Origin of the sequence: Pseudomonas sp. 14P_5.3_Bac1, assembly GCF_025466135.1 — a bacterium.
Taxonomy (GTDB): domain Bacteria; phylum Pseudomonadota; class Gammaproteobacteria; order Pseudomonadales; family Pseudomonadaceae; genus Aquipseudomonas.
In genome coordinates this window covers 195,600-217,144 of sequence record NZ_JANLOF010000056.1, presented here as the reverse complement: position 1 = coordinate 217,144, position 21,545 = coordinate 195,600, and the positions used below count along the sequence as shown (strand labels likewise).

General features: G+C 61.5%; 19 protein-coding genes. 4 read left to right on the top strand and 15 right to left on the bottom strand.

The window, feature by feature from the left end; genetic code table 11:
- Positions 1-33: 33 nt before the first annotated feature.
- The 11 genes from NTD89_RS13365 to NTD89_RS13315 form a co-directional block, all read right to left on the bottom strand.
- Positions 34-678 carry a methionine ABC transporter permease gene (locus NTD89_RS13365; protein ID WP_071482532.1) on the bottom strand — a complete coding sequence of 215 codons (645 nt, stop codon included), beginning with the start codon at positions 676-678 and terminating at the stop codon, positions 34-36.
- On the bottom strand, positions 668-1,783 hold the full coding sequence (locus tag NTD89_RS13360) for a methionine ABC transporter ATP-binding protein (protein ID WP_262208147.1): 1,116 nt from the start codon (positions 1,781-1,783) through the stop codon (positions 668-670). Before NTD89_RS13360 ends, NTD89_RS13365 begins: the two co-directional genes overlap by 11 nt.
- Complete coding sequence (locus NTD89_RS13355; protein WP_262208146.1) at positions 1,780-2,595, bottom strand: MetQ/NlpA family ABC transporter substrate-binding protein; 816 nt, start codon at positions 2,593-2,595, stop codon at positions 1,780-1,782. Before NTD89_RS13355 ends, NTD89_RS13360 begins: the two co-directional genes overlap by 4 nt.
- A gap of 142 nt (positions 2,596-2,737) precedes the next feature.
- Complete coding sequence (locus NTD89_RS13350; protein WP_262208144.1) at positions 2,738-4,090, bottom strand: LLM class flavin-dependent oxidoreductase; 1,353 nt, start codon at positions 4,088-4,090, stop codon at positions 2,738-2,740.
- A complete protein-coding gene (locus tag NTD89_RS13345; protein WP_262208142.1) occupies positions 4,090-5,283 on the bottom strand; it encodes an SfnB family sulfur acquisition oxidoreductase in 1,194 nt (397 codons plus the stop codon). The genes NTD89_RS13350 and NTD89_RS13345 overlap by 1 nt, the downstream gene beginning before the upstream one ends.
- 24 nt (positions 5,284-5,307) lie before the next feature.
- Complete coding sequence (locus tag NTD89_RS13340; RefSeq protein ID WP_242201416.1) at positions 5,308-6,549, bottom strand: SfnB family sulfur acquisition oxidoreductase; 1,242 nt, start codon at positions 6,547-6,549, stop codon at positions 5,308-5,310.
- 187 nt (positions 6,550-6,736) lie between these two features.
- Positions 6,737-7,522: a hypothetical protein gene (locus NTD89_RS13335; RefSeq protein ID WP_262208140.1), complete on the bottom strand. Its 786-nt coding sequence runs from the start codon at positions 7,520-7,522 to the stop codon at positions 6,737-6,739.
- 381 nt (positions 7,523-7,903) lie between these two features.
- On the bottom strand, positions 7,904-8,650 hold the full coding sequence (gene tcyN, locus NTD89_RS13330) for an L-cystine ABC transporter ATP-binding protein TcyN (protein WP_262208138.1): 747 nt from the start codon (positions 8,648-8,650) through the stop codon (positions 7,904-7,906).
- Positions 8,651-8,653: 3 nt separating this feature from the next.
- Complete coding sequence (tcyL, locus tag NTD89_RS13325; protein ID WP_106577395.1) at positions 8,654-9,319, bottom strand: cystine ABC transporter permease; 666 nt, start codon at positions 9,317-9,319, stop codon at positions 8,654-8,656.
- A complete protein-coding gene (gene tcyJ / locus NTD89_RS13320; protein WP_145159776.1) occupies positions 9,319-10,113 on the bottom strand; it encodes a cystine ABC transporter substrate-binding protein in 795 nt (264 codons plus the stop codon). The genes tcyL and tcyJ overlap by 1 nt, the downstream gene beginning before the upstream one ends.
- 280 nt (positions 10,114-10,393) lie before the next feature.
- Positions 10,394-11,389 (bottom strand): D-cysteine desulfhydrase, encoded by a 996-nt coding sequence (locus NTD89_RS13315; RefSeq protein ID WP_262208136.1) that lies wholly within the window; start codon positions 11,387-11,389, stop codon positions 10,394-10,396.
- A gap of 166 nt (positions 11,390-11,555) precedes the next feature.
- On the opposite strand from NTD89_RS13315, the gene epsC reads away from it, so the two are divergent.
- The 4 genes from epsC (at position 11,556) to mgrA (ending at position 17,524) form a co-directional block, all read left to right on the top strand.
- A complete protein-coding gene (epsC, locus tag NTD89_RS13310; RefSeq protein ID WP_242201411.1) occupies positions 11,556-12,482 on the top strand; it encodes a serine O-acetyltransferase EpsC in 927 nt (308 codons plus the stop codon).
- Positions 12,483-12,898: 416 nt separating this feature from the next.
- Positions 12,899-14,860 carry a choline transporter BetT gene (betT, locus tag NTD89_RS13305; RefSeq protein ID WP_178119672.1) on the top strand — a complete coding sequence of 654 codons (1,962 nt, stop codon included), beginning with the start codon at positions 12,899-12,901 and terminating at the stop codon, positions 14,858-14,860.
- Positions 14,861-15,028: 168 nt separating this feature from the next.
- Complete coding sequence (locus NTD89_RS13300) at positions 15,029-16,378, top strand: OprD family porin (RefSeq protein ID WP_262208135.1); 1,350 nt, start codon at positions 15,029-15,031, stop codon at positions 16,376-16,378.
- A gap of 108 nt (positions 16,379-16,486) precedes the next feature.
- Positions 16,487-17,524 (top strand): L-glyceraldehyde 3-phosphate reductase, encoded by a 1,038-nt coding sequence (gene mgrA, locus NTD89_RS13295; RefSeq protein WP_145159786.1) that lies wholly within the window; start codon positions 16,487-16,489, stop codon positions 17,522-17,524.
- A gap of 404 nt (positions 17,525-17,928) precedes the next feature.
- On the opposite strand, the gene tauD is transcribed toward mgrA, so the two are convergent.
- Genes tauD through tauA form a run of 4 tightly spaced genes read right to left on the bottom strand, consistent with a single transcriptional unit; the run spans position 17,929 to position 21,385 of the window.
- Positions 17,929-18,765, bottom strand: coding sequence for a taurine dioxygenase (gene tauD, locus NTD89_RS13290; RefSeq protein WP_145159788.1), 837 nt, complete (start codon positions 18,763-18,765; stop codon positions 17,929-17,931).
- Between the two features lie 11 nt (positions 18,766-18,776).
- Positions 18,777-19,613 carry a taurine ABC transporter permease TauC gene (tauC, locus tag NTD89_RS13285; RefSeq protein WP_262208132.1) on the bottom strand — a complete coding sequence of 279 codons (837 nt, stop codon included), beginning with the start codon at positions 19,611-19,613 and terminating at the stop codon, positions 18,777-18,779.
- Positions 19,610-20,389, bottom strand: a complete 780-nt coding sequence (gene tauB, locus NTD89_RS13280) for a taurine ABC transporter ATP-binding subunit (protein WP_064450187.1) — start codon at positions 20,387-20,389, stop codon at positions 19,610-19,612. Before tauB ends, tauC begins: the two co-directional genes overlap by 4 nt.
- Positions 20,390-20,407: 18 nt before the next feature.
- Positions 20,408-21,385 carry a taurine ABC transporter substrate-binding protein gene (tauA, locus tag NTD89_RS13275; protein ID WP_262208130.1) on the bottom strand — a complete coding sequence of 326 codons (978 nt, stop codon included), beginning with the start codon at positions 21,383-21,385 and terminating at the stop codon, positions 20,408-20,410.
- Positions 21,386-21,545: the final 160 nt, after the last annotated feature.

The window sequence follows — 21,545 nt, the reverse complement described above, 5'->3', positions numbered from 1 at the left end:
GAATACCGGGCGCTGAGATCGCCCGACTATACCTCACCGCTTGTTCAGCACCCGAGCCAGGCGATCGCCGCCCAACTGAATCACCGCGACGAGAATCACCAGCAACACAATCACGGTGAGCATGATTTGCGTATCGAAACGCTGATAGCCGTAGCGGTAGGCAATGTCACCCAGGCCGCCTGCGCCGATGGCGCCCGCCATGGCTGACGAGTTGATCATGGTCACCAGCGTGATCGTGAACCCGCCCACAATCCCTGGCAGCGCCTCTGGCAACAGCACGTGCCAGATGATGTGCCAGCGGCGGCAGCCCATGGCCTGCGCGGCTTCGATCAAACCGTGGTCCACTTCGCGCAGGCTCACCTCGGCGATCCGCGCGAAAAACGGCGTGGCGGCGATGGTCAAAGGGACAACGGCCGCCCACACACCATAGGTGGTGCCGACAATCAGCCGGGTAAACGGGATCAGCGCCACCATCAGGATCAGAAACGGAATGGAGCGGAACAGATTGACGAACGCGCCGAGCACGCGATTCAGCGCCGGTGCCTGGTAGATGCCGCCCTTGTCGCTGGTGACCAGAAACACCGCCAGCGGAATACCCACCAACAGCGCGATCAACGACGACACGCCAACCATCAATAGGGTGTCGATGGCGCCCTGCAATAAACGATCAAACCACATAGCCCAGCACCTCCACCTGTTGCGCCCAACGCCCGGCCAGGGTGCGCAGTGCTTGTGCGTTGTGCGGCGAGCCATTCACCGCCAACAGTAATTGCCCCAAGGCATGCCCCTGAATGCGCTCCACGCCGCCTTGCAGCAAGCGCACGCGCCCGCCAAGGGCGCTGAACAGCGCGGCCAGGTCGGGTTCGTCGGTATCGCTGCCGGTGAACTGCAAACGCAGCACCAACGCGGCGTCGGCCGATGTCTGGGTGAGTTGCAGGCGGTTTTGCAGTTCTTCCGGCAGCCCGTGTTGCAGCGGCGCCAGCAGGGTTTTGCTGACCTCATGCTGCGGGTTGCCGAATACTTGCCACACCGGGCCTTGCTCCACGATTCGACCGTGTTCAAGCACCACCACGCGGTCGCAGATGTCACGGATCACCGCCATCTCGTGGGTGATCAACACGATGGTCAGGCCCAGGCGTTTGTTGATTTCGCGCAGCAGGCCGAGGATCGACTGAGTGGTTTCCGGGTCGAGGGCCGAGGTGGCTTCGTCGCACAGCAGAATCTGTGGGTCGTGCACCAGCGAACGGGCGATGCCAACACGCTGTTTCTGCCCGCCGGACAGCTGCGCGGGATAAGCCTTGTGCTTGTCCTGCAAACCCACCAGCTCCAGCAGCTCACGCACCTTTTGCTCGCGCTGCAGCTTGGGCACGCCGGCGACCTTCAGCGGCAGCTCGACGTTCTGCCACACCGTTTTGGCCGACATCAGGTTGAAGTGCTGGAAGATCATGCCGATGCGCCGACGCAACGCGACCAGGCGGTCCTCGTCGTACTCGCCGATGTCCACCTGATCGATCAGCACGCGCCCGCTGCTGGGTTGCTCCAGGCGGTTGATGGTGCGGATCAGCGAGGATTTGCCGGCGCCGCTGCGGCCGATGATGCCGAATACCTCACCGCGCTGGATCGCCAGGTCAATGCGTTGCAAGGCATGCACGCTGCCGTCATAGGTTTTGCCCAGGTTGATAAACCGCACATGGGCGCGGTTCAAATCCGGGTGCAGTTCTGTCTGCTCGGCGTCCCTGGGCGCGGTGCCCAAGTCGCGCAGTTGGGCGTTGGCGGCGGTCATTTTTTATCTTCCCAGCCGACTTGGTAGAGCTTGCCGAGGGATTTATCCAGCGCGGCGCGTACCACCGGCGAATGCTGGTAGATGTCGACGAACTTGATCACGCGCGGGTCGGTTTTGCTTTTGGGCTGGATCACAAACTGGATCACGTATTCCGGGTGATCGAGGCCGTCGAACAGCAGCGCCGACTCGGCATCGAAGGTCTTGGACAGACGGATGTAGGCCGGGTAGCCCTGCACCAGGTCGGCGTCGTCATAGGCGCGCACCAGTTGCACGGCTTCCACTTGCAGGATCTTGATCTTCTTCGGGTTGGCGATGATGTCTTCTTCGGTGGCCTTGTAACCCACGCCCGGCTTGAGCGTGATCAGCCCGGCCTTGGCCAGCAGTTGCAGGCCGCGACCGCTGTTGATCGGGTCGTTGGCGATCGCCACGCTGGCGCCCTGAGGCAGGTCGTTGAAGCTTTTGTACTTCTTCGAATACAGGCCAACGTTATTGATGATGCCCGGCGCATACGGCACCAGGTCGAACCCGGCGGCAGCCTTGGCGTTTTCCAGGAACGGGATGTGCTGGAAGTAGTTCACGTCGATGTCGCCGGCGGCGAGGCTGACGTTGGGCGCGATCCAGTCGGTGAACTCCACCAGTTCGACCTTCAGGCCTTGCTTGTCGGCTTCGGCGACGGCGGCTTCCAGGGGAATCGCGAAGGCGGCGGTGGTGCCGACTTTCAGCGGTGCATCGGCGGCGAATACCGCCGAGCTGAATAAACCAAGGGCCAGGGCCAGTGCTTTGACTGGGTGGGTGAGCAGGGTCTTTTTCATAATCGATTTCCAGTCATAAGGTGTGAGTGCAAACAATTCGGTCAACTGTGGGAGCTGGCTTGCCTGCGATAGCGGTGGGCCAGCAAAAAAAATGTGCCTGACAGACCGCCATCGCAGGCAAGCCAGCTCCCACAGTTTTGGTTCAGTGTCGGTAGGTGGAACCGGTGTGTTGTTCGGGTAAGCGCGCGGAGCCATGGAAGACTTTTTCGCGCAAGGTGCCGGCTTCATAAGCCGTCTTGTACGACCCACGCTTCTGCAACTCCGGCACCACCAGATCGATGAAGTCCACGTAGCTTTCCGGCGTGACAATGCGCGTCAGGTTGAAGCCATCCAGCCCGGTTTCGCTGATCCACGATTCCAGCTCGTCAGCGACCTGTTCCGGTGAGCCGACCAAGGTGATGTAGCGCCCGCCGAGGGCGTGCTGCTCGAGCAATTTGCGCCGCGTCCAATCGTTGTTTTGCAGGTTCTTGGTGGCCGACTGAATCGCGTTGCTCTTCACGTACTGGATCGGTTCATCGATTTCGTATTGAGCAAAGTCGATCGCCGTAGAGGCCGAGAAGTGCGCCACACCGGCTTCCGGGCTGGCATAGCTCACGTACTCGGCGTGCTTGGCCCAGGCCAGTTCTTCGGTGGCGCCCACGATCACGTTGAGGCCCATGAACACCTTGATGTCCTCCGGGTTGCGCCCGGCCTCGATGGCACTGGCACGCACCTTGTCGACCTGGACCTTGGTGGCGGCCTTGTTCTGCCCGCTGATGAATACGCACTCGGCATGGCGTCCGGCGAACAGCAAGCCGCGCTCCGAGCTGCCGGCCTGGAACAGCACCGGCGTGCGTTGCGGCGACGGCTCGCAAAGGTGATAACCCTCGACCTGATAGAACTCGCCGTGGTGCTCAACCTTGTGCACCTTGCCGGGCTGCGCATAGACCCGTTGCTGTGGATCGTTGATGACCGCGTCGTCTTCCCAGCTGCCTTCCCAGAGTTTGTACAGCACTTGCAGGTATTCATCGGCCTGGTCGTAGCGCCGGTCATGCTCGACCTGTTCGGTCAGGCCCATGGCCTTGGCGGCGCTGTCGAGGTAGCCGGTGACGATGTTCCAGCCGACCCGGCCACGGCTCAGGTGGTCGAGGGTGGACATGCGTCGGGCGAACAGATACGGCGGCTCGTAGGTGAGGTTGGCGGTGAGGCCGAAGCCGAGGTTTTGGGTGACGGCCGCCATGGCCGAGACCAGCAACAACGGATCGTTGACTGGCAGCTGGATCGACTCTTTGAGCGGCACGTCGATGGAGTTCTGGTAGACGTCGTACACGCCGACAATGTCAGCAATGAACAAGCCGTCGAACAGCCCGCGCTCCAGGGTCTGCGCCAGGTCGGTCCAGTATTGGAGGGTTTTGTACTGCGTCGAGGTGTCCCGTGGGTGTGTCCACAGGCCGTGGTTGATGTGCCCGATGCAGTTCATGTTGAAGGCATTGAGCAGGATTTTTTTCTTGGCCATCAGATGGTCCCCCGCAGTGGCGGGTTTTCATCGTTGAGGTAGTAATTGCCCACCGCATGGTACTTCCAGCGCACCGGGTCGTGCAGGGTGTGCACGCGGGCGTTGCGCCAGTGGCGATCCAGGCCATGTTCGGCCAGGGTCGCCTGGCTGCCGGCCAGTTCGAACAAGGTGCTGCCGGCGGCCAGGGAAATTTCAGTGCTCAAGGCGCGCACTTCGGCGACGGCGATGGACGCTGCCGCGACGGTTTCGGCAGTGCTGTCGGCCTGGGCGCGGTCGAGGAACTCACCGGAGCGCTCCAGTAATGCCTCGGCGGCGTGCAGGCGAATGCTCAGGTGGCCGAAGCTTTTCAAGGTGAGCGGGTCTTCAGTGGCCTTGTCGTTGCCGGAGTCGATCCACGGCCGGGTCTTGGTGCGCACAAAATGCAGCGCATCCTCGAAGGCGGCACGGGCGATGCCGGTGTCGATGGCAGCGTGAAGGATCTGCGCCAATGGGCCGACTGTGGTCGGGCGCTCGAAGGCGCTCTGGAACGGGACCACATCCTGTGCGGCAACCCAAACGTTGTCGAACACCACGGAGCCGCTGCCGGTGGTGCGCTGGCCGAAGCCGCTCCAGTCGTCGATGACCGTCAGGCCTTCGCTGTCGCGCGGCACAAATGCCAGTTGCTGCACGCCGTGTTCATCCACCACTGAGGTGGGGATGCGTTGCGCGTAGATGGCCCCGGTGGCGTAGAACTTGCGGCCGGTGATACGAAAACCGTCGCCGTCGCGGGTGATTTTGGTCACCCGGTCATGGGCAGTTTTGGTACCCAGCTCCGCCAAGGCGTTGCCGAAACGTTGGCCCGCGAGCACCTCGGCGTACAGGCGTTTTTGCTGCGCCGGGCTGCCATTCACGCGCAGCACTTCCAGGGCATAAAAATGGTTTTGCGGGATCTGGCCCAGCGAGGCGTCCGCCTGGGCAATCAGCGCAATGACCTTGGCCAGGGTGACGTTGGACACACCCGCGCCGCCGTGTTCCTTCGGCACGCTGATGCCCCACAGGCCGGAGCGCGAAAACACATCCAGCTCGGGCAGGGGCAGGCGGCGTTCGCGGTCGCGCTGGGCACTGTCGCGACCCAAGTCTTCGGCCAGGTCGCTGGCGACAATAAGGGCTTGTTCGTCGCTGGTGATAACCGCGACGTTTGTAGAGAAAGTCATGATGTTCTCCAGATGTCTGGTCGGTCAGATCCAGGAATGACGAGCCGGCAACGTGCCGTTCAGGCGATAGGCGCCGATGGCGTGATACTTCCAGCGCACCGGGTCGTGCAGGGTGTGCACGCGGGCGTTGCGCCAATGACGGTCGAGGTTGAATTCGGCGAGGGTGGCGCGACTGCCGGCCAGTTCGAAGAGCTTTTCGCTGACCTGCAGCGAGACTTCGGTGGTCAGCACTTTCGCTTCGGCCACGGCTATCGATGCGCGCGCGGCGGATTGCGCGGTGATCGGCGCAGCGCTGACCTCGTCCAGCACCTTGCCGGCCTTGCGCAGCAGTGCCTCGGCGGCATGCAGTTCGATGTTCAGCTTGCCGATATCGGCGATCACATACAGGTCATCGCTGGCACGTTCGACCTTGGCGTCGATCCATGGGCGCGAGCGTTCACGCACGAAGGCGATGGTGTCATCCAGAGCGCCGCGGGCGATGCCGGCGTCGATGGCCGCCTGGATCAATTGCGAGACGGCGCCCTGGATGTTCGGGCTTTCGCCGATGCGCCAGTTCTCTATCACCAGCTCGGCGTCCACCGGTACCCGGTCAAGCAGCACGGTGCCGCTGGCGGTGGTGCGTTGGCCGAAGCCCGACCAATCGTCAACGATGCGCAGCCCTTGCGTGCCACGGCGCACAAAGGCCATGACTTGTTTGCCGTCATCGTTCAACGCCTTCACCGCCACCCAATGGGCAAACAGCGCGCCGGTGGAGTAGAACTTCTGGCCGCTGACCACGTAGCCATCGCCTTGGGCGGTGAGCCGCGCTTTGAGTTCCAGGGTGTTTTTGGTGCCGCGTTCCGGGCCGCCATTACCGATGCGCCAGCCGTCGAGGACGCTCTGGAACAGCTGTTTTTTCTGGCGTTCGGTGGCAGCGCCCTGCAGCAGATGCAGGATGCCGAAGTGGTTCTGCGGGATCTGCCCGAGGGCCGGGTCTGCCGCGCTGATGATCGCGAACACCTCGGCCAGGGTCACGAACGATACCTGTGGGCCGCCGTATTCACGGGGAATGGAAATACTGCCGAGCCCGCTGCGGGTGAACTGCTCAAGCTGCGCCCAGGGCAGCTTGCGCTGCTGGTCGCGCTTGGCCGCTTGCAGGCGCGCGGCCTGAGCCAGTTCGTGGGCTGCGCTCAACGCTTGCGCGTCGTCGCGCAGCACAGCCGCCGGCAACAGCAGTGGGGCTACGTCCAGATCACTCTGGGGGGGTGTTAGAGCCAAGTTAGACATCAGCGCCGCTCCTTGGCTGCACGTAATGCCCTGGCGTTATGCACCGGGGTAATTCTGACCATACCGACCTCGCATTCAATGAAATAAAAACAGAAAAATCAGAGATGTCCGGTGGTCCGGTGCATATACCCTAAGCGTGTTAAATTTTTAAATAAACTAACTTTTAGGAATATTCATAGAAGGTCTGTTACCCAGGTTCGCAGGGAGAACCGGGCTGACGTGGTTGGTAGGTCGATGTGGCCCCGGCCGGGCGGGCCGGCGCCTGCGACGAGCAGGCGGCGATGTTCAACGTGCGCGCGGGTGCCCAGCGCGAATTATTGCCGACGCGGTCCAGAATGCAGTACGTCACGTCCAGCCGGCAGTCGTCGCCCGCTTCGACAATCACCGCAGAGGGCACCCACACCTGCACCGTCAGACCGACGTCTTTGCTCTGGATCGTCGGCAGGTCCAGACGCACGTCGCCCCAACGCAGGGTGATGGCGTCGCCGGTGGCCATATGCGCGTACGGCTCGATGCTCAGCGGAATGCCGCGTCGCACCTGGCTACCGTTGATGCCGTAGCGGCGGATCATGTCGGGCAGGCTGACGGGGGCAAGGTTCTGGTTTTCGTCACTGAACAGGGGCGACGGCTGGCCGCCGGGTGGGCAGGTCTTGACCCGCACGTGCGTGACCGCCGAACGGGCCGGGCCGTGGCCGATCTGCATGACCTGATAGTGAATCTGCGCCGAGCCATCCTGCACAAAGCTTTGCGGGATGCGCAGGCGGGTGGGTGTGCCGATTTTGCACGCGCTCACGCGCCGGGAGTCGGCAAAGCAGTTGTTCCAGAACAGCTCGATCAGGTCGCCTTCCTCCATGCCGGGGTAGGGGGCGATATCCACCTGCAGTTGGGCGGCGGCGAGGGCGTTGATACCGTATCGATTAGCCTGGGGCAACGTCGGGGCGGTAAGCATGGCCGAGGGTGCAGTGCGCGTCATAAGTCATCTCCTTGATGCAGCCAGCAGCAATCGTTCCGGCGCCCGTGGCGCGAGTGTGCGCCGGGTGCCGAAAGGAACGATTCAGTGAATAGCCGGGATAGGATCCAATCCTCTGGGCCCTAGATAAGAGGGTTGGCCGGCGGGCGTCAATGGCGGCAAAGGGCTAAACGGCGGGTTGGAGCAGATTCAGAAAGAGCTGACGAGGCGGGGGATTTTAAGGTGGGTACGGCGGTGCGTTTTATTCGTTATCGCGAGGATTTTATGTAGGAACGCGCTTTGGTGGGCGCTGGCTTGCCTGCGATAGCATCGCTGCGGTGTGACTGACACACCGAGGTGCCCGCATCGCACGCAAGCCAGCGCCCACCTAGGTTTTTCGGGGTGTCAGTGGGCCAGAAACTTGCTCAGGAACTGCTTGGTGCGTTCTTCCTTGGGGTTGGCAAACAGCGCCTTGGCCTCGCCCTGTTCGACGATCACGCCCTTGTCGAAGAAGATCACCCGGTTGGCCACATCCCGGGCGAAGCTCATTTCGTGGGTGACGATGACCATGGTGCGGTTTTCTTCGGCCAGGCTGCGGATAGTCGCCAGTACTTCACCGACCAGCTCCGGGTCGAGTGCCGAGGTGGGTTCGTCAAACAGAATCACCTCCGGCTCCATGGCCAATGCACGGGCGATTGCTACGCGCTGTTGCTGGCCACCGGACAAGCGCCGCGGGTAAGACCCTTCCTTGCCCGCCAGACCGACCCTGGCCAGCAGCGTGCGGCCCAGTTCGGTGGCTGCTTCGCGAGGCATCTTCTTGACCACCATCGGGCCTTCGATGACGTTTTCCAGCGCGGTGCGGTGCGGGAACAGGTTGAAGTTCTGGAACACAAAACCCACGTGCTGGCGCAAGCGCCGCACCAGGCCTTGTTGCTGGTTGAGCGGCTTGCTGCTGTCGATCTCGATGTCACCCACCTTGATGCGACCGCTGGTGGGTTCTTCGAGGAAATTCAGGCAGCGCAGGAAGGTGGTCTTGCCGGAACCACTGGGACCAATGATGGCGACAACTTCGCCTTCCTTGACCTCAAGGTCGATCCCGTTGAGTACCACCTGACCCTTGAATTGTTTGGTCAGTTTTTCAACCACGATCATGCTTCAAGACTCCAGGTCATGCCGGTTGACCCGGTCTTCCAGGCGGTTCTGAAAATGCGCCAGGATGCTCGCCAGGATCCAGTAGATCAGGGCAGCGGAGAGGTACATGGTGAAAATTTCGAAGGTGCGCGCAGACACCAATTGGGCCTGGCGGAACAGCTCGGGCACCTGGATGGTCGCGGCCAGCGCCGTGTCTTTTACCAGCGAAATAAAGCTGTTGCCCAACGGCGGCAAGGCCGTGCGCATGGCCTGCGGCAGGATGGCCCGGCGCAGGGTCTGCGCGCGGGTCATGCCGATACTGGCTGCAGCTTCCCATTGGCCGCGCTCGATGGAGCTGATGGCGGCGCGCAGGATTTCACAGGCATAAGCCGCCATGTTCAGCGAAAAGCCAATCATGGCGGCCGGGATCGGGTCCAGCTCGATGCCCACTTGCGGTAAGCCGTAGTAGATCAGGAACAGCTGCACCAGCAAGGGCGTGCCGCGAAAGAACGACACGTAGACGCGGGCGATCCAACTGACCAACTTGAAGCGCGACAAACGCATCAAGGCCAGGCCGAAGCCCAGCAGCAAGCCGAAAAACATCCCGCCGAGGCTAAGAATCACCGTGTAGTACGCGCCCTTGAGCAGAAAGGGCGCGGAGTCCAGCGCGAGTTGGAAACCTGCTTCCATTATTGAGTGACGTCAGCGTTGAAGTATTTCTCGGACAGCTTCTTCAAGGTGCCGTCGGCACGCAGTTTGTCGAGGGCCTTGTTCACGGCGTCGAGCAGTTCAGGCTCGCCTTTGCGCAGGGCAATGCCGGCTTCCTGGCGGGAGAAAGCATCACCGGCGGCAGCAGTGTCCGGGGCTTTCTTGGCGTATTCCAGCGCGGCCAGACGGTCGATCAGGATGGCGTCGATGCGCCCGATGCGCAGGTCCTGGAACTTGGTAGGGTCATCGTTGTAGGTCTTGATGATGGCTTTGGGTTGGTTGTCCTTGAGCCATTGTTCGTAGTTGGTGCCCAGGCCTACGCCGACTTTCTTGCCGGCCAGGTCATCGGCGGTCTTGATGGCGTCGACGTTTTTCTTCAGCACCAGCGCCTGGATACCGGAAACGGTGTAAGGCTTGGAGAAGTCGTACTTCTTCTTGCGCTCTTCGGAGATGGTCACTTGGTTGACCACGGCGTCCAGGCGCTTGGATTCCAGGGCCGCGAGGATGCCGTCCCACGGTGTGGCTTGCAGCTTGACCTTGACGCCCAGCTCTTTGGCCAGCGCTTCGGACAGCTCGACTTCGAAACCGCTGAGCTTGCCGCTTTCATCGACGAAGCTGAACGGCGGGTAGGTGCCTTCCAGGCCGATCTTGATCTCGCCGGCCTTCTTGATGGTGTCCAGCTGCTCACCAGCGATGGCTTGGCCCATCAGACCAGCCCCGAGTGCCAAGCCCAATGTGCCAACCAGCAACGTGCGACGGAATACAGAAATAGTCATGAACAGCCCCTGTGTTTTTTATGTTGAGCGAAGCAGGTGACGCAGTAGTCGTATCCTGCCTTAAAGCGCGAGGCGCGTCTTCGCCTTCGGCGCGACTATAAAGCCAGTTTCTAAGACTTGAAAATAATATAAATTCAATTTGTTATGCGATTTAAGAATATGCGGTCAATCCAATGTGGGAGCGGGCTTGCCCGCGATAGCGGTGTATCAGCCAACACTTTTGTAGCCGACTGACCGCTATCGCAGGCAAGCCAGCTCCCACATTTTGATCCGTGTTTATTCAGTTAAACACGGAGTCATACGCAAACAACGCCGGCGCTCCGCCGGTGTGCAGGAAAATAATCGGACCTTCTTCAAACCGCTGGCGACCGATGCCATCGAGCAAGCCGGCCATGGCCTTGCCCGTATACACCGGGTCCAGCAGCAGGCCTTCCTGGCTTGCCAGTAACTTGACCGCCGCCAGGGTGCCGGCGTTCGGTTCGCCGTAGCGCGGGCCGAAATATTCGTCCCACAGGATCACTTTGAATGCGTCGGGGACGTCCACGCCGAGCAACTCGGCGGTGCGTTCGGCCAGGCCCTGCACTTTCGGGAACTGAGCTTGCTCGGTGCGCGACACGGTAATGCCCACCACCGGCAAATTCGGCAGCACTTCGCTCAACGCCAGGGCGAGGCCACTGTGGGTGCCCGCACTGCCGGAGGCGAGTACCACGGCGGCGAACTCAATGCCGCTGGCTTCGATCTGCCCGGCTAGCTCCAGCCCGGCGCGCACGTAACCCAGCGCCCCGAGTGCATTCGAACCGCCGATAGGCACCAGGTAGGGCTTTTTGCCGTTGCTGCGCAGGCGATCGGCGAGGGCATTGAGTTGGTCGTCAACGTTGTCGAGGTTCTCGACCAGTTCTACTTTGGCGTCAAACAGCTCCAGCAACAGGCGATTGCCGTTGCCCAGGTAGTTCGGGTCTTCGGTGCCGGTCGGGTTCTCCAGCAGTGCCACGCAACCCAGGCCCAACTTGGCGGCCAGCGCAGCAGTCTGGCGCACATGGTTGGACTGGATCGCGCCGGCGGTCACCAGGGTGTCGGCGCCTTGAGCGAGGGCATCGGCTGCCAGGTATTCGAGTTTGCGCAGCTTGTTGCCGCCCATGGCCAGTGGCGTGGTGTCATCGCGCTTGACGTAAATGTCCCTGCCCAGCCAAGTCGACAGCCGCTCGAGTTTTTCCAGGGCAGTGGCACCGCCCAGCAGGTCCAGGCGGTTAAAACGGTCGAGCTGTTGTTTGATCATGGCGACGCACAGTGGCTAAGTGATTGGGCGACTATAGGCAGGCACTTTTCAACCGGCAACCGCCAATCGCTTATGTCGGTTAGTTCTTAGCATCACACCATTGGTTCTTAAGGGCCGTCTGGGTGCATACCGTAAAGTGATGGGCAATTCGTCAGGAGTGAATACCGTGAGTGAGCGTTCCAGCCATTGGCAATTGCAGACCATCGTCAGCCAGCTGCGCAGCGCCCGGGACCAGTGGCGAACGCGCAATGGCCGCTTGAGTGGCGAGCACGGCGGCCGCGAATTGCCGTCGCGCGAGGCCGTGGCGCAGATTCTTGAGTCGCTGTGCGGCGCGTTGTTCCCGATGCGCCTGGGGCCGGTGGACTTGCGTGAAGAAAGTGAAGACTTTTACGTCGGCCACACCCTCGACGTCGCCTTGAATGCCCTGCTCGGCCAGGCGCGCCTGGAGCTGCGTTACGCCGCACGCCAGGGCGGCAAGGATGACGGCGAGGTCGATGCCCTAGCGATCCGTCTGATCCAGGATTTTGCCCTGGCCCTGCCTTCGCTGCGCAGCCTGCTGGACACCGATGTGCTGGCCGCCTACCACGGCGACCCGGCCGCGCGCAGTGTGGATGAAGTGCTGTTGTGCTATCCGGGGATTCTGGCGGTGATTCACCATCGCCTGGCGCATCATCTGTACCGCGCCGGGCTGCCGCTGCTGGCGCGGATCAGCGCGGAGATCGCGCACTCGGCCACGGGTATCGACATTCATCCGGGCGCGCAGATCGGCCCGAGTTTCTTTATCGATCATGGGACGGGTGTGGTGATTGGCGAAACCGCGATCATCGGCGAGCGGGTGCGCATTTATCAGGCAGTGACGTTGGGCGCCAAGCGCTTCCCGGCAGATGAGGACGGGCAGTTGCAAAAAGGCCATCCACGCCATCCGATTGTTGAAGATGATGTGGTGATCTACGCCGGGGCGACGATCCTGGGGCGGATCACCATCGGCAAGGGCTCGACGATTGGCGGCAACGTGTGGCTGACCCGCAGTGTGCCGGCGGGGGCGAATATCACGCAGGCGAATTTGCAGCATGAGGATGGGGCGCAGAAATAGTTTTTGAGCCACGCGCTGGTCGAAGGTGGGAGCTGGCTTGCCTGCGATAGCGGTGTATCAGGCGACAGACGTGTTGCTGACCCACCGCCATCGCAGGCAAGCCAGCTCCCACATTGGATCGCATTGCAAATCCGAGAAGGTTTCTCCCCGAAATCGCTGAACGATTTACCTCGCGCACCCGTCATACCAATCCCTGAGCTAGTGTAGGAATGACCTACCACTCAGCCCTGCGATTAGTCCCAAACCGCCTATTCATGTTTAACTTGAATGTTCGTTCAAGTTAAACCGGTGGTTCGCTGCCCGCTCACAACAGGAGGCTTACCTTTGCTGAGTCCGTTATTTACAGCCACATCCCACACCCTGGGGGTGCATCGTTCATGAGTGCATCGTCTACCCCATCCAGCGGCATGGTGCGCATGAATGCGCCCGTTTTCTACTTTGCCGCCAGTTTCATCCTGCTATTTGGCATCACCGTCATCGCTATCCCGCAACAGGCCGGTGCCTGGCTGCTGGCTGCGCAAAACTGGGCGGCCAACACGGTCGGCTGGTACTACATGCTCGCGATGACGCTGTATCTGGTCTTCGTGGTGGTCACCGCGCTATCGGGCTACGGCAAGATAAAACTCGGTGCCGACCACGACGAGCCCGAATTCAGCTACCTGTCCTGGGCCGGCATGCTGTTCGCCGCCGGGATCAGCATCACGCTGTTCTTCTTCTGCGTGTCCGAGCCGCTGACGCACCTGGTGCAACCGCCCCAAGGCGCGCCGATGAACGCCGATGCCGCGCGCCAGGCCATGCAGATCCTGTTTCTGCACTGGGGCCTGCACGGCTGGGGCGTGTTCGCGTTTGTTGGCATGGCCCTGGCGTATTTCGCCTACCGGCATAACCTGCCGCTGGCGCTGCGCTCGGCGCTGTACCCGCTGATCGGCAAACGCATCAACGGCCCCATCGGCTACGCAGTGGATGGCTTCGGCATCATCGCCACCGTGTTTGGCCTGGGCGCCGACATGGGCTTTGGCGTGTTGCACCTCAATTCCGGGCTGGATTACCTGTTCGGCATTGCTCACACCCAGTGGATTCAGGTCGGCCTGATCACGCTGATGATGGGCGCCGCGATCCTCGTCGCCGTCTCCGGTGTCGACAAGGGCGTGCGGGTGATGTCCGACATCAACATGCTGCTGGCCTGCGCACTGCTGCTGTTTGTGTTGTTCGCCGGGCCCACCCAGCACTTGCTCAACACCCTGATCCAGAACATCGGCGACTACCTTGGCGCCTTGCCGACCAAGAGTTTCGATGTGTACGCCTACGACAAACCCAGCGACTGGCTGGGCGGTTGGACGGTGTTCTACTGGGCCTGGTGGATTGCATGGTCGCCGTTCGTGGGCCTGTTCATCGCACGTATTTCCCGTGGGCGCACCATCCGTGAGTTCGTGTTCGGCGTGCTGCTGATCCCGCTGGGCTTTACCCTGGCGTGGATGTCGATCTTCGGCAACAGCGCCATCGACCAAGTGCTCAACCACGGCTTGACCGCCCTCGGCCAGTCGGCCATCGATGACCCGTCGATGAGCCTTTACTTGCTGCTGGAAACTTACCCGTGGAGCAAGACGGTCATCGCGGTCACGGTGTTCATCAGCTTCGTGTTCTTCGTCACCTCGGCCGACTCCGGCACCGTGGTGCTGTCGACCTTGTCGTCCAAAGGCGGTAACGCCGATGAAGACGGGCCTAAATGGCTGCGTGTGTTCTGGGGCGCGATGACTGCATTGGTCACCAGTGCCTTGCTGTTTGCCGGCAGCATCGATTCGCTGAAGTCGGCGGTGGTGCTGACCTCGTTGCCGTTCTCGCTGATCCTGCTGCTGATGATGTGGGGGCTGCACAAGGCGTTCCACCTCGAATCGCAAAAGCAGATTGCCCAGTTGCATTCGCTGGCGCCGGTATCGGGCTCACGCAAGGGCACCGGCGGTTGGCGCCAGCGCCTGAGCCAGGCGGTGCATTTTCCGTCGCGCGATGAGGTGTACCGGTTCCTTGAAACCACCGTGCGCCCGGCGATCGAAGAAGTGACGGCGGTGTTTGTCGAGAAAGGCCTCAGCGTCGTCACCCAGCCCGACCCGTCCAACGACAGCGTCAGCCTGGAAATCGGCCACGGCGAAGAGCATCCGTTCGTGTATCAAGTGCAGATGCGTGGCTATTTCACGCCGTCGTTTGCGCGCGGCGGCATGGGCTCCAAGCAGCTCAACAACCGCCGTTACTACCGGGCGGAAGTGCACTTGAGCGAGGGCAGTCAGGACTACGACCTGGTGGGCTACACCAAGGAGCAGATCATCAACGACATCCTCGACCAGTACGAGCGGCACCTGCAGTTCCTGCACTTGGTGCGCTAGTTCCCTCTCACCAAAAAAAGCCCGCAAAGCCCCGTTCTACGGGGCTTTCTTAAATTTAATTTCATTCGTTGAAGCTGCGCTTTGACGCGCAACTGTCATCTGGCCACTGCGTAATTGTGTGAAGCGTTTGACGCTTTCATTTCAGAACAGTGACGGAGACCGGTAACAATGAAGACGTTAATAAGCCCCGTGGTGGGTGTCGCCATGGCGAGCTTTATGCTGTCCGCCCACGCCGATTTTATCGACGACAGCCACGCCGATGTGACCTTGCTCAACCGCTACCTCAACCAGCAAGGGCGTGATGTGGTGAACAGCAACGCCAAGGCCCACAGCATTCGTGATTGGGGCCAGGGTTTCGAGTTCAACTTCAAGTCGGGCTACACCGATGGGCCGGTTGGTTTTGGCCTTGATCTGCAGGCCTTCTATGGCTTGAAACTGGATTTCGGTGGTGACCTCAATGACAAGGATCACCAGGGCCGCTACCCCGGCAGCATGTTCCCGTTGGACGACGGCAAATCCGCCGACCAGTTTGGCGTGCTGAGCCCCACGTTCAAGATGCGCTTTGCCAAGGATGAGCTGCGCGTGGGCACGCTGTACGGCAACAACCCGGTGCTGGCCAACACCGACGGGCGCCTGTACCAGCAGACCAACACCGGCGTGCAGTTGGTGTCCAAGGACCTTAGCGATTTCACCTTCACCGGCGGCGATATCTTCAAAACCAAGATCCGCAACGAAACCGGCGACCAAGGCATGATCACCGCCGGTGGCACCAAAGAGAGTGACCGCTTCCTGTTCGGCGGTGCGGACTACACCGGCATTCAGAACACCACCGTCAGCCTGTGGTATTCCAACCTTGAGGATTACTACCAGCAGTTCTTCCTCGGCGCCAAGCGTCATGACGCGGTGGCCGTGGGTGCATTCGACACCGACGTGCGCGTGTTCCGCAGCCTGGGTGTGGGCGCCAACGCCGATGGCGACAAAGACTTCGCCGGGGCCGGCCTCTACGGTGACGGCACCAGCAAAGGCCGCATCAACCAGACCACCGCCAGCTTGCTGGAGAGCTACAGCCTGGACGGCCATACCGTGGGCCTCGGTATCCAGAAAAACAGCGGCGACAGCGACTTCCCGTACCTGGATTCGGGCCTGAACAGTGGTGACGCACGCCAGGGCCCAGGTTCAGGTGCGGACACACCGGCGCTGACCAACATGCAGCTGAACAAATTCCAGCACGCCGGCGAGCGTACCTGGTTGGCGCAGTACAAATATGACTTCGGCAAGCTGGGCCTCACCGGCCTGACATTCTCGGCCGCCTATGCCCACGGCGATGACATCCGCACTGCGCAGGGCGACACCAGCGAATGGGAACGCAACATCGCGGTGGCCTACCAAGTACCCACCGGCACCCTCAAGGGCCTGGGCGTAACCTGGAAAAATGCCCACGCCAGCCCGGACATTACCGGTGCCACTGTGCAAGATGAAAACCGCTTCTATGTCAGCTACGTCGTTCCACTTTGGTAGGAAATTGCTGTAAAAGAGACGGGCATAGTTAAGCGATTCAGCGGCTTAAAAGGCCTGGGAATAACCTTATTCCCAGGCCTTATTTGCCCTAAGCCCAGAGAGGATTCGATGACGTACATTGCTGCCGAAAACCGCTATGAATCTATCCCTTATCGCCGCGTAGGCCGCAGTGGATTGGTGCTGCCTGCACTGTCCCTGGGGCTGTGGCACAACTTTGGCGACAGCACCCCGATCGACACCCAGCGCGCGTTGCTGCGCACCGCGTTCGACCTGGGCATCAACCACTTCGACCTGGCCAACAACTACGGCCCGCCCTACGGCAGCGCCGAGATCAACTTCGGCCGTTTGCTGCGCGAAGACTTCAAGCACTATCGCGACGAGCTGATTATCTCCAGCAAAGCCGGCTGGGACATGTGGCCCGGCCCTTACGGCCAGGGCGGCGGTTCGCGCAAATACGTATTGGCGAGCCTGGACCAGAGCCTGCAACGCCTGGGCGTCGACTACGTGGATATTTTTTACTCCCACCGTTTTGATGCCGACACGCCGCTGGAAGAAACCGCCAGCGCCCTCGCCACTGCCGTGCAACAGGGCAAGGCGCTGTACATCGGTATCTCGTCTTATTCCGGCGTGAAAACCCGCGAGATGGCTGCACTGCTTCAAGAATGGAAAGTGCCGTTGCTGATCCACCAACCGGCCTACAACCTGCTCAATCGCTGGGTGGAAAAAGACCTGCTGGACACCACCGAAGAACTCGGTGCCGGGGTGATTGCGTTCACGCCGCTGGCCCAGGGTTTGCTCACCGACAAGTACCTCAACGGCGTGCCGGCGGATGCGCGGGTTAATCGTCCAGGGGGTGGTTCGCTGCAGGCCAAGCACTTGTCCGAAGCCAACATCGCCCACGTGCGCGCGCTGAATGAAATCGCCAAGCGTCGCGGCCAGAGCCTGGCGCAACTGGCGCTGGCCTGGACCCTGCGTGACCCACGGGTGACCAGTGCGCTGATCGGCGCAAGCCGGCCGGAGCAGATCATTGAAAACGTCGGGGCGCTGCAGAACTTGAGCTTCAGTGCCGAGGAACTGGCGGAGATCGATCGGTTCGCCCAGGAAGGCGGGATCAACCTGTGGGAAAAACCATCGACCGCTGAATAACCTGATAGCACCGGGTCAATGTGGGAGGGGGATTGCCCCCGATGGCGGTTTCAGTCACGTGACCCGTTGACTGACCCAGCGCTATCGGGGGCAAGCCCCCTCCCACATTTGATGTGCAGTGTGGCGGCTAGAACGGCAAAACCCCAAGAATCGACTCGCCGCTGCGGCCGGTAGTCATCGACCGCTGAATAACCTGATAGCACCGGGTCAATGTGGGAGGGGGCTTGCCCCCGATGACGGTGTCAGCCAGGTGACCAGTTGACTGACCCAGCGCTATCGGGGACAAGCCCCCTCCCACATTTTTGCTCTTCAGCGTGGCAAATTTATTCGCCACGACTCGATCACTGTGGGAGCCGGGCTTGCCCGCGATGGCGGTGGGTCAGTCGATGAAGGTTGTGCCTGGCTTAAAAGGGCACGTCGCCCAGAATCGTTGCGCGGTGCATCACCCGCCGTTGTGGCCGGTAGTCATCGACCGCGTAATGCTGGGTCACGCGGTTGTCCCAGAACGCTACGTCATTCTCCTGCCAGCGCCAGCGGATGGTGAATTCTGGCCGTGTCGCATGAGCAAACAACAGCTTCAAAATCGCTTCGCTTTCGGCCGGCTCCAGCTCATTGATCTTGGTGGTAAACCCATCACTGACAAACAGCGACTTGCGCCCACTCACCGGGTGCGTGCGCACTACCGGGTGCGACAGCGGCGGGTTTTTCTTGCGGGTTTCTTCCCAGCGCGCCAGGTCTTCGGCAGTGTTGCCAAAACGCTCCAGCGGGAAGGATTTGGTGAAGTCGTGTGTGGCGGTCAGGCCATCGAGCAAGCGCTTGAGCGGCGCCGACAGCGCCTCATACGCCGCAATGCCACTGGCCCACAACGTGTCGCCACCAAACGCCGGCAGCAGCTTGGCGCTGAGTACCGCGCCGAGGGCCGGCGTGGGCAGGAACGTCACGTCGGTGTGCCATACGGCATTGTCACGCACGTCGGTCACGGCGGTATCCAGGATCAGCACTTCGGGCTGCTCCGGCACGTTGGGGTAAATCGGGTGAATGTGCAGGTCGCCAAAATTTGCCGCGAACCGCGCCTGTTGCTGTGGGGTGACGGCTTGGCCACGGAAGAACAGCACCGAGTGGGTGAGCAACGCCTGCTCGATGGCGTCGCGCTGTTCCAGGTTCAGCGGCTGGGTGATATCGACGCCACTGATCTGGGCGCCCAGGGCGGTGCTTAATGGCGTAACGGTCAGGCTGCTCATGCTCTTCTCACTCAATGTGCCTGGCCATGCCAGGGCACCCATTTACGCTGCAGGGCACGCAGGCCCATTTCCATGGCGAAGGCGATCAGGGCGATCACCAGAATCCCCAGCACCACCACATCGGTGACCAGGAACTGCGCCGCCGACTGCACCATAAAACCCAGGCCGCTGGTGGCGGCGATCAACTCGGCCGCAACCAAGGTCGACCAGCCAACGCCCAGGCCGATGCGCACACCGGTGAGGATCTCGGGCAGGGCGCTCGGCAGGATCACGTGGCGAATCAATTGGGCACGGGTGGCGCCCAACGACTGCGCGGCCCGCAGCTTGGCCGGGTCGACGGTGCGCACGCCGGTCGCGGTGGCGATGGCGATAGGCGCGAAGATCGCGAGGTAAATCAGCAGCACCTTGGACAATTCGCCGATGCCGCACCAGATCACGATCAGCGGCAGATAAGCCAGCGGTGGAATCGGCCGGTAAAATTCAATCAGCGGGTCGAGAATGCCGCGCGCAATACGGTTGGCACCGATGGCAATGCCCACCGGCACGGCGGTCAGCACCGCAAAACCCAGACCCAGGCCGATGCGCTGCAGGCTCGCGCCCAAGTGCTGCCACAAGGTGGAATCCATGTAGCCAGTGGTCGCCAGCAGCCAGCCTTTTTGCAGCACGGCGGACGGTGGCGGCAGGAACAGCGGTTCGATCAAACCGGTGGCAGTCACCGCCCACCAGAGTGCCAACAAGGCAAACAAAGTGAGCACGCTGATCCACCGTGTGCTCAGGCTGCGACGCACCGGAATAACGGCGTGAGCCACCGGCTTGGCGGTGGTGGCGGGGAGTTCGTAACTGCTCATGCGGACACCTGCCGTTGCGAGAACACTTTGCCCAGCACGTGCTCGCGGGTTTCGATAAAGCGCGGGTCGGACTTGATCGCACGTGCCGATTCACCGGCGGCGTAGCGCTGGCCGAAGTCCAGGTGCAAGCGCTCAACGATCTGGCCCGGGTTGGGCGCCAACAGGATCAAATCGGTGGCGAGGAACACCGCCTCTTCGATGTCATGGGTGATCAGGAACACCGGCTTGGCTGTGCGCCGCCAGACTTGCAGGAGCAATTCCTGCATCTGTTCGCGGGTGAAGGCATCGAGGGCGCCGAAGGGTTCGTCCATCAGCAGCACACGCGGGTCGGCCGCCAGCGCGCGGGCCAGGCCCACGCGTTGCTTTTGGCCGCCGGAGAGTTGCCAGATACGACGACTGTCGAAGCCGGCCAGGTCGACCAGGGCGAGCATTTCCCGGGCGCGTACTTCGCGTTGTGCCTTGGGCACGCCAGCCAGCTCCAGGCCGAAGCCGACGTTGGCGAGCACGTCTTGCCAGGGCAACAGAGCGTCGTCCTGGAACACCACGCCGCGCTCGGCGCTGGGGCCTTTGACCGGCACGCCATCGAGGGTGATGCGCCCGGCAGAGGGTTCGACGAAACCGGCAATCAGGTTCAACAGCGAGGTCTTGCCACTGCCGGACGGGCCGAGGGCCACCAGCAATTGCTGGGGCCCAAGGTCCAGTGAAATATCAGACAGTACCGGTTCTGTGGCGCCTGGGTACTGTGCGCTGATGCGCTCCAGTTGTAGCAAGGCCATCGCAATGAACTCCTTGAATCAGTGAGTGATGAACTTGGCGCTGACGTAAGGGGCGTAGTCCGGCAGCACGGCGTCGACTTTGCCTTGCTCCTTGAGAAACGCGGCGGTGTCGGTCACAGCCTTGGTGGTCGGGGCGCCCAGCAGGGTCACCTGATCAGCGGCCAGCGGGTAGACGTTGCCTTGCAGCAGCAGCGGGATGTCACTGGCCTTGGCGCCGGAAAGCTTGACCAGCTTGTCGACGTTGCCTGTGTCGGCGAGCCACGCTTGTGGGTCTTTGCGGTATGCGGCGTAGGCGTCCAGCGTGACTTTGGCGAAGGCGGTGACGATTTCCGGATGCTTCTCGGCGAAGTCTTTGCGCACGATCCACGCATCGAAGGTCGGCGCGCCGAACTTGGCCAGTTCGCCGGAGGTGATCAGCACCTTGCCGTTTTCCTTGGCCACGCCCAGGGCGGGGTCCCACACGTAGGTGGCGTCGATGTCGCCGCGCTTCCAGGCGGCGATGATGGCCGGTGGCGCGAGGTTGAGGATGGTCACTTTCGAAGGGTCGATGTTCCAGTGCTTCAGCGCGGCCAACAGGCTGTAGTGGCCGGTGGACACGAACGGCACGGCGATCTTTTTGCCGATCAGGTCCTGCGGGCTGTTGATCCCTGAACCGTTGCGCGCCACCAGGGCTTCGGCGCCGCCGATCTGGGTGGCGACGAGGAAGGTTTCCACTGGGACTTTACGGGTGACGGCAGCGGTCAGCGGGCTGGAACCGAGGTAGCCGATCTGCACGTCGCCGGAGGCGATGGCGGCGATGATGTCGGCGCCATTGTCGAATTTGCGCCAGTCAATCTTGGCGTTAGTGGCTTTTTCGTACGCGCCGTCGGCCTGGGCGACTTTCGCCGGGTCCACGGTGGTTTGATAAGCGATGGTGACATCTGCCGCCTGGGCAAACAGGCTGGCACCGGCCAGGGAAAATGCAGCCAAGAGGCGCAGAGGGGTAAGCAGTTTCAAGGGGAAGCTCCTCAATCAGGCGGCCGAGGGTCGGCGAGTGAGGAGACTAAATGATCTAAGAACTCGAAAATAAATAACTTTTTCGAATTAGCTTATTAGAAGAAGAGTGAACGCAGGTATTCAATCAGACGAGGGCAAATGTGAGAGGGGGCAAGCCCTC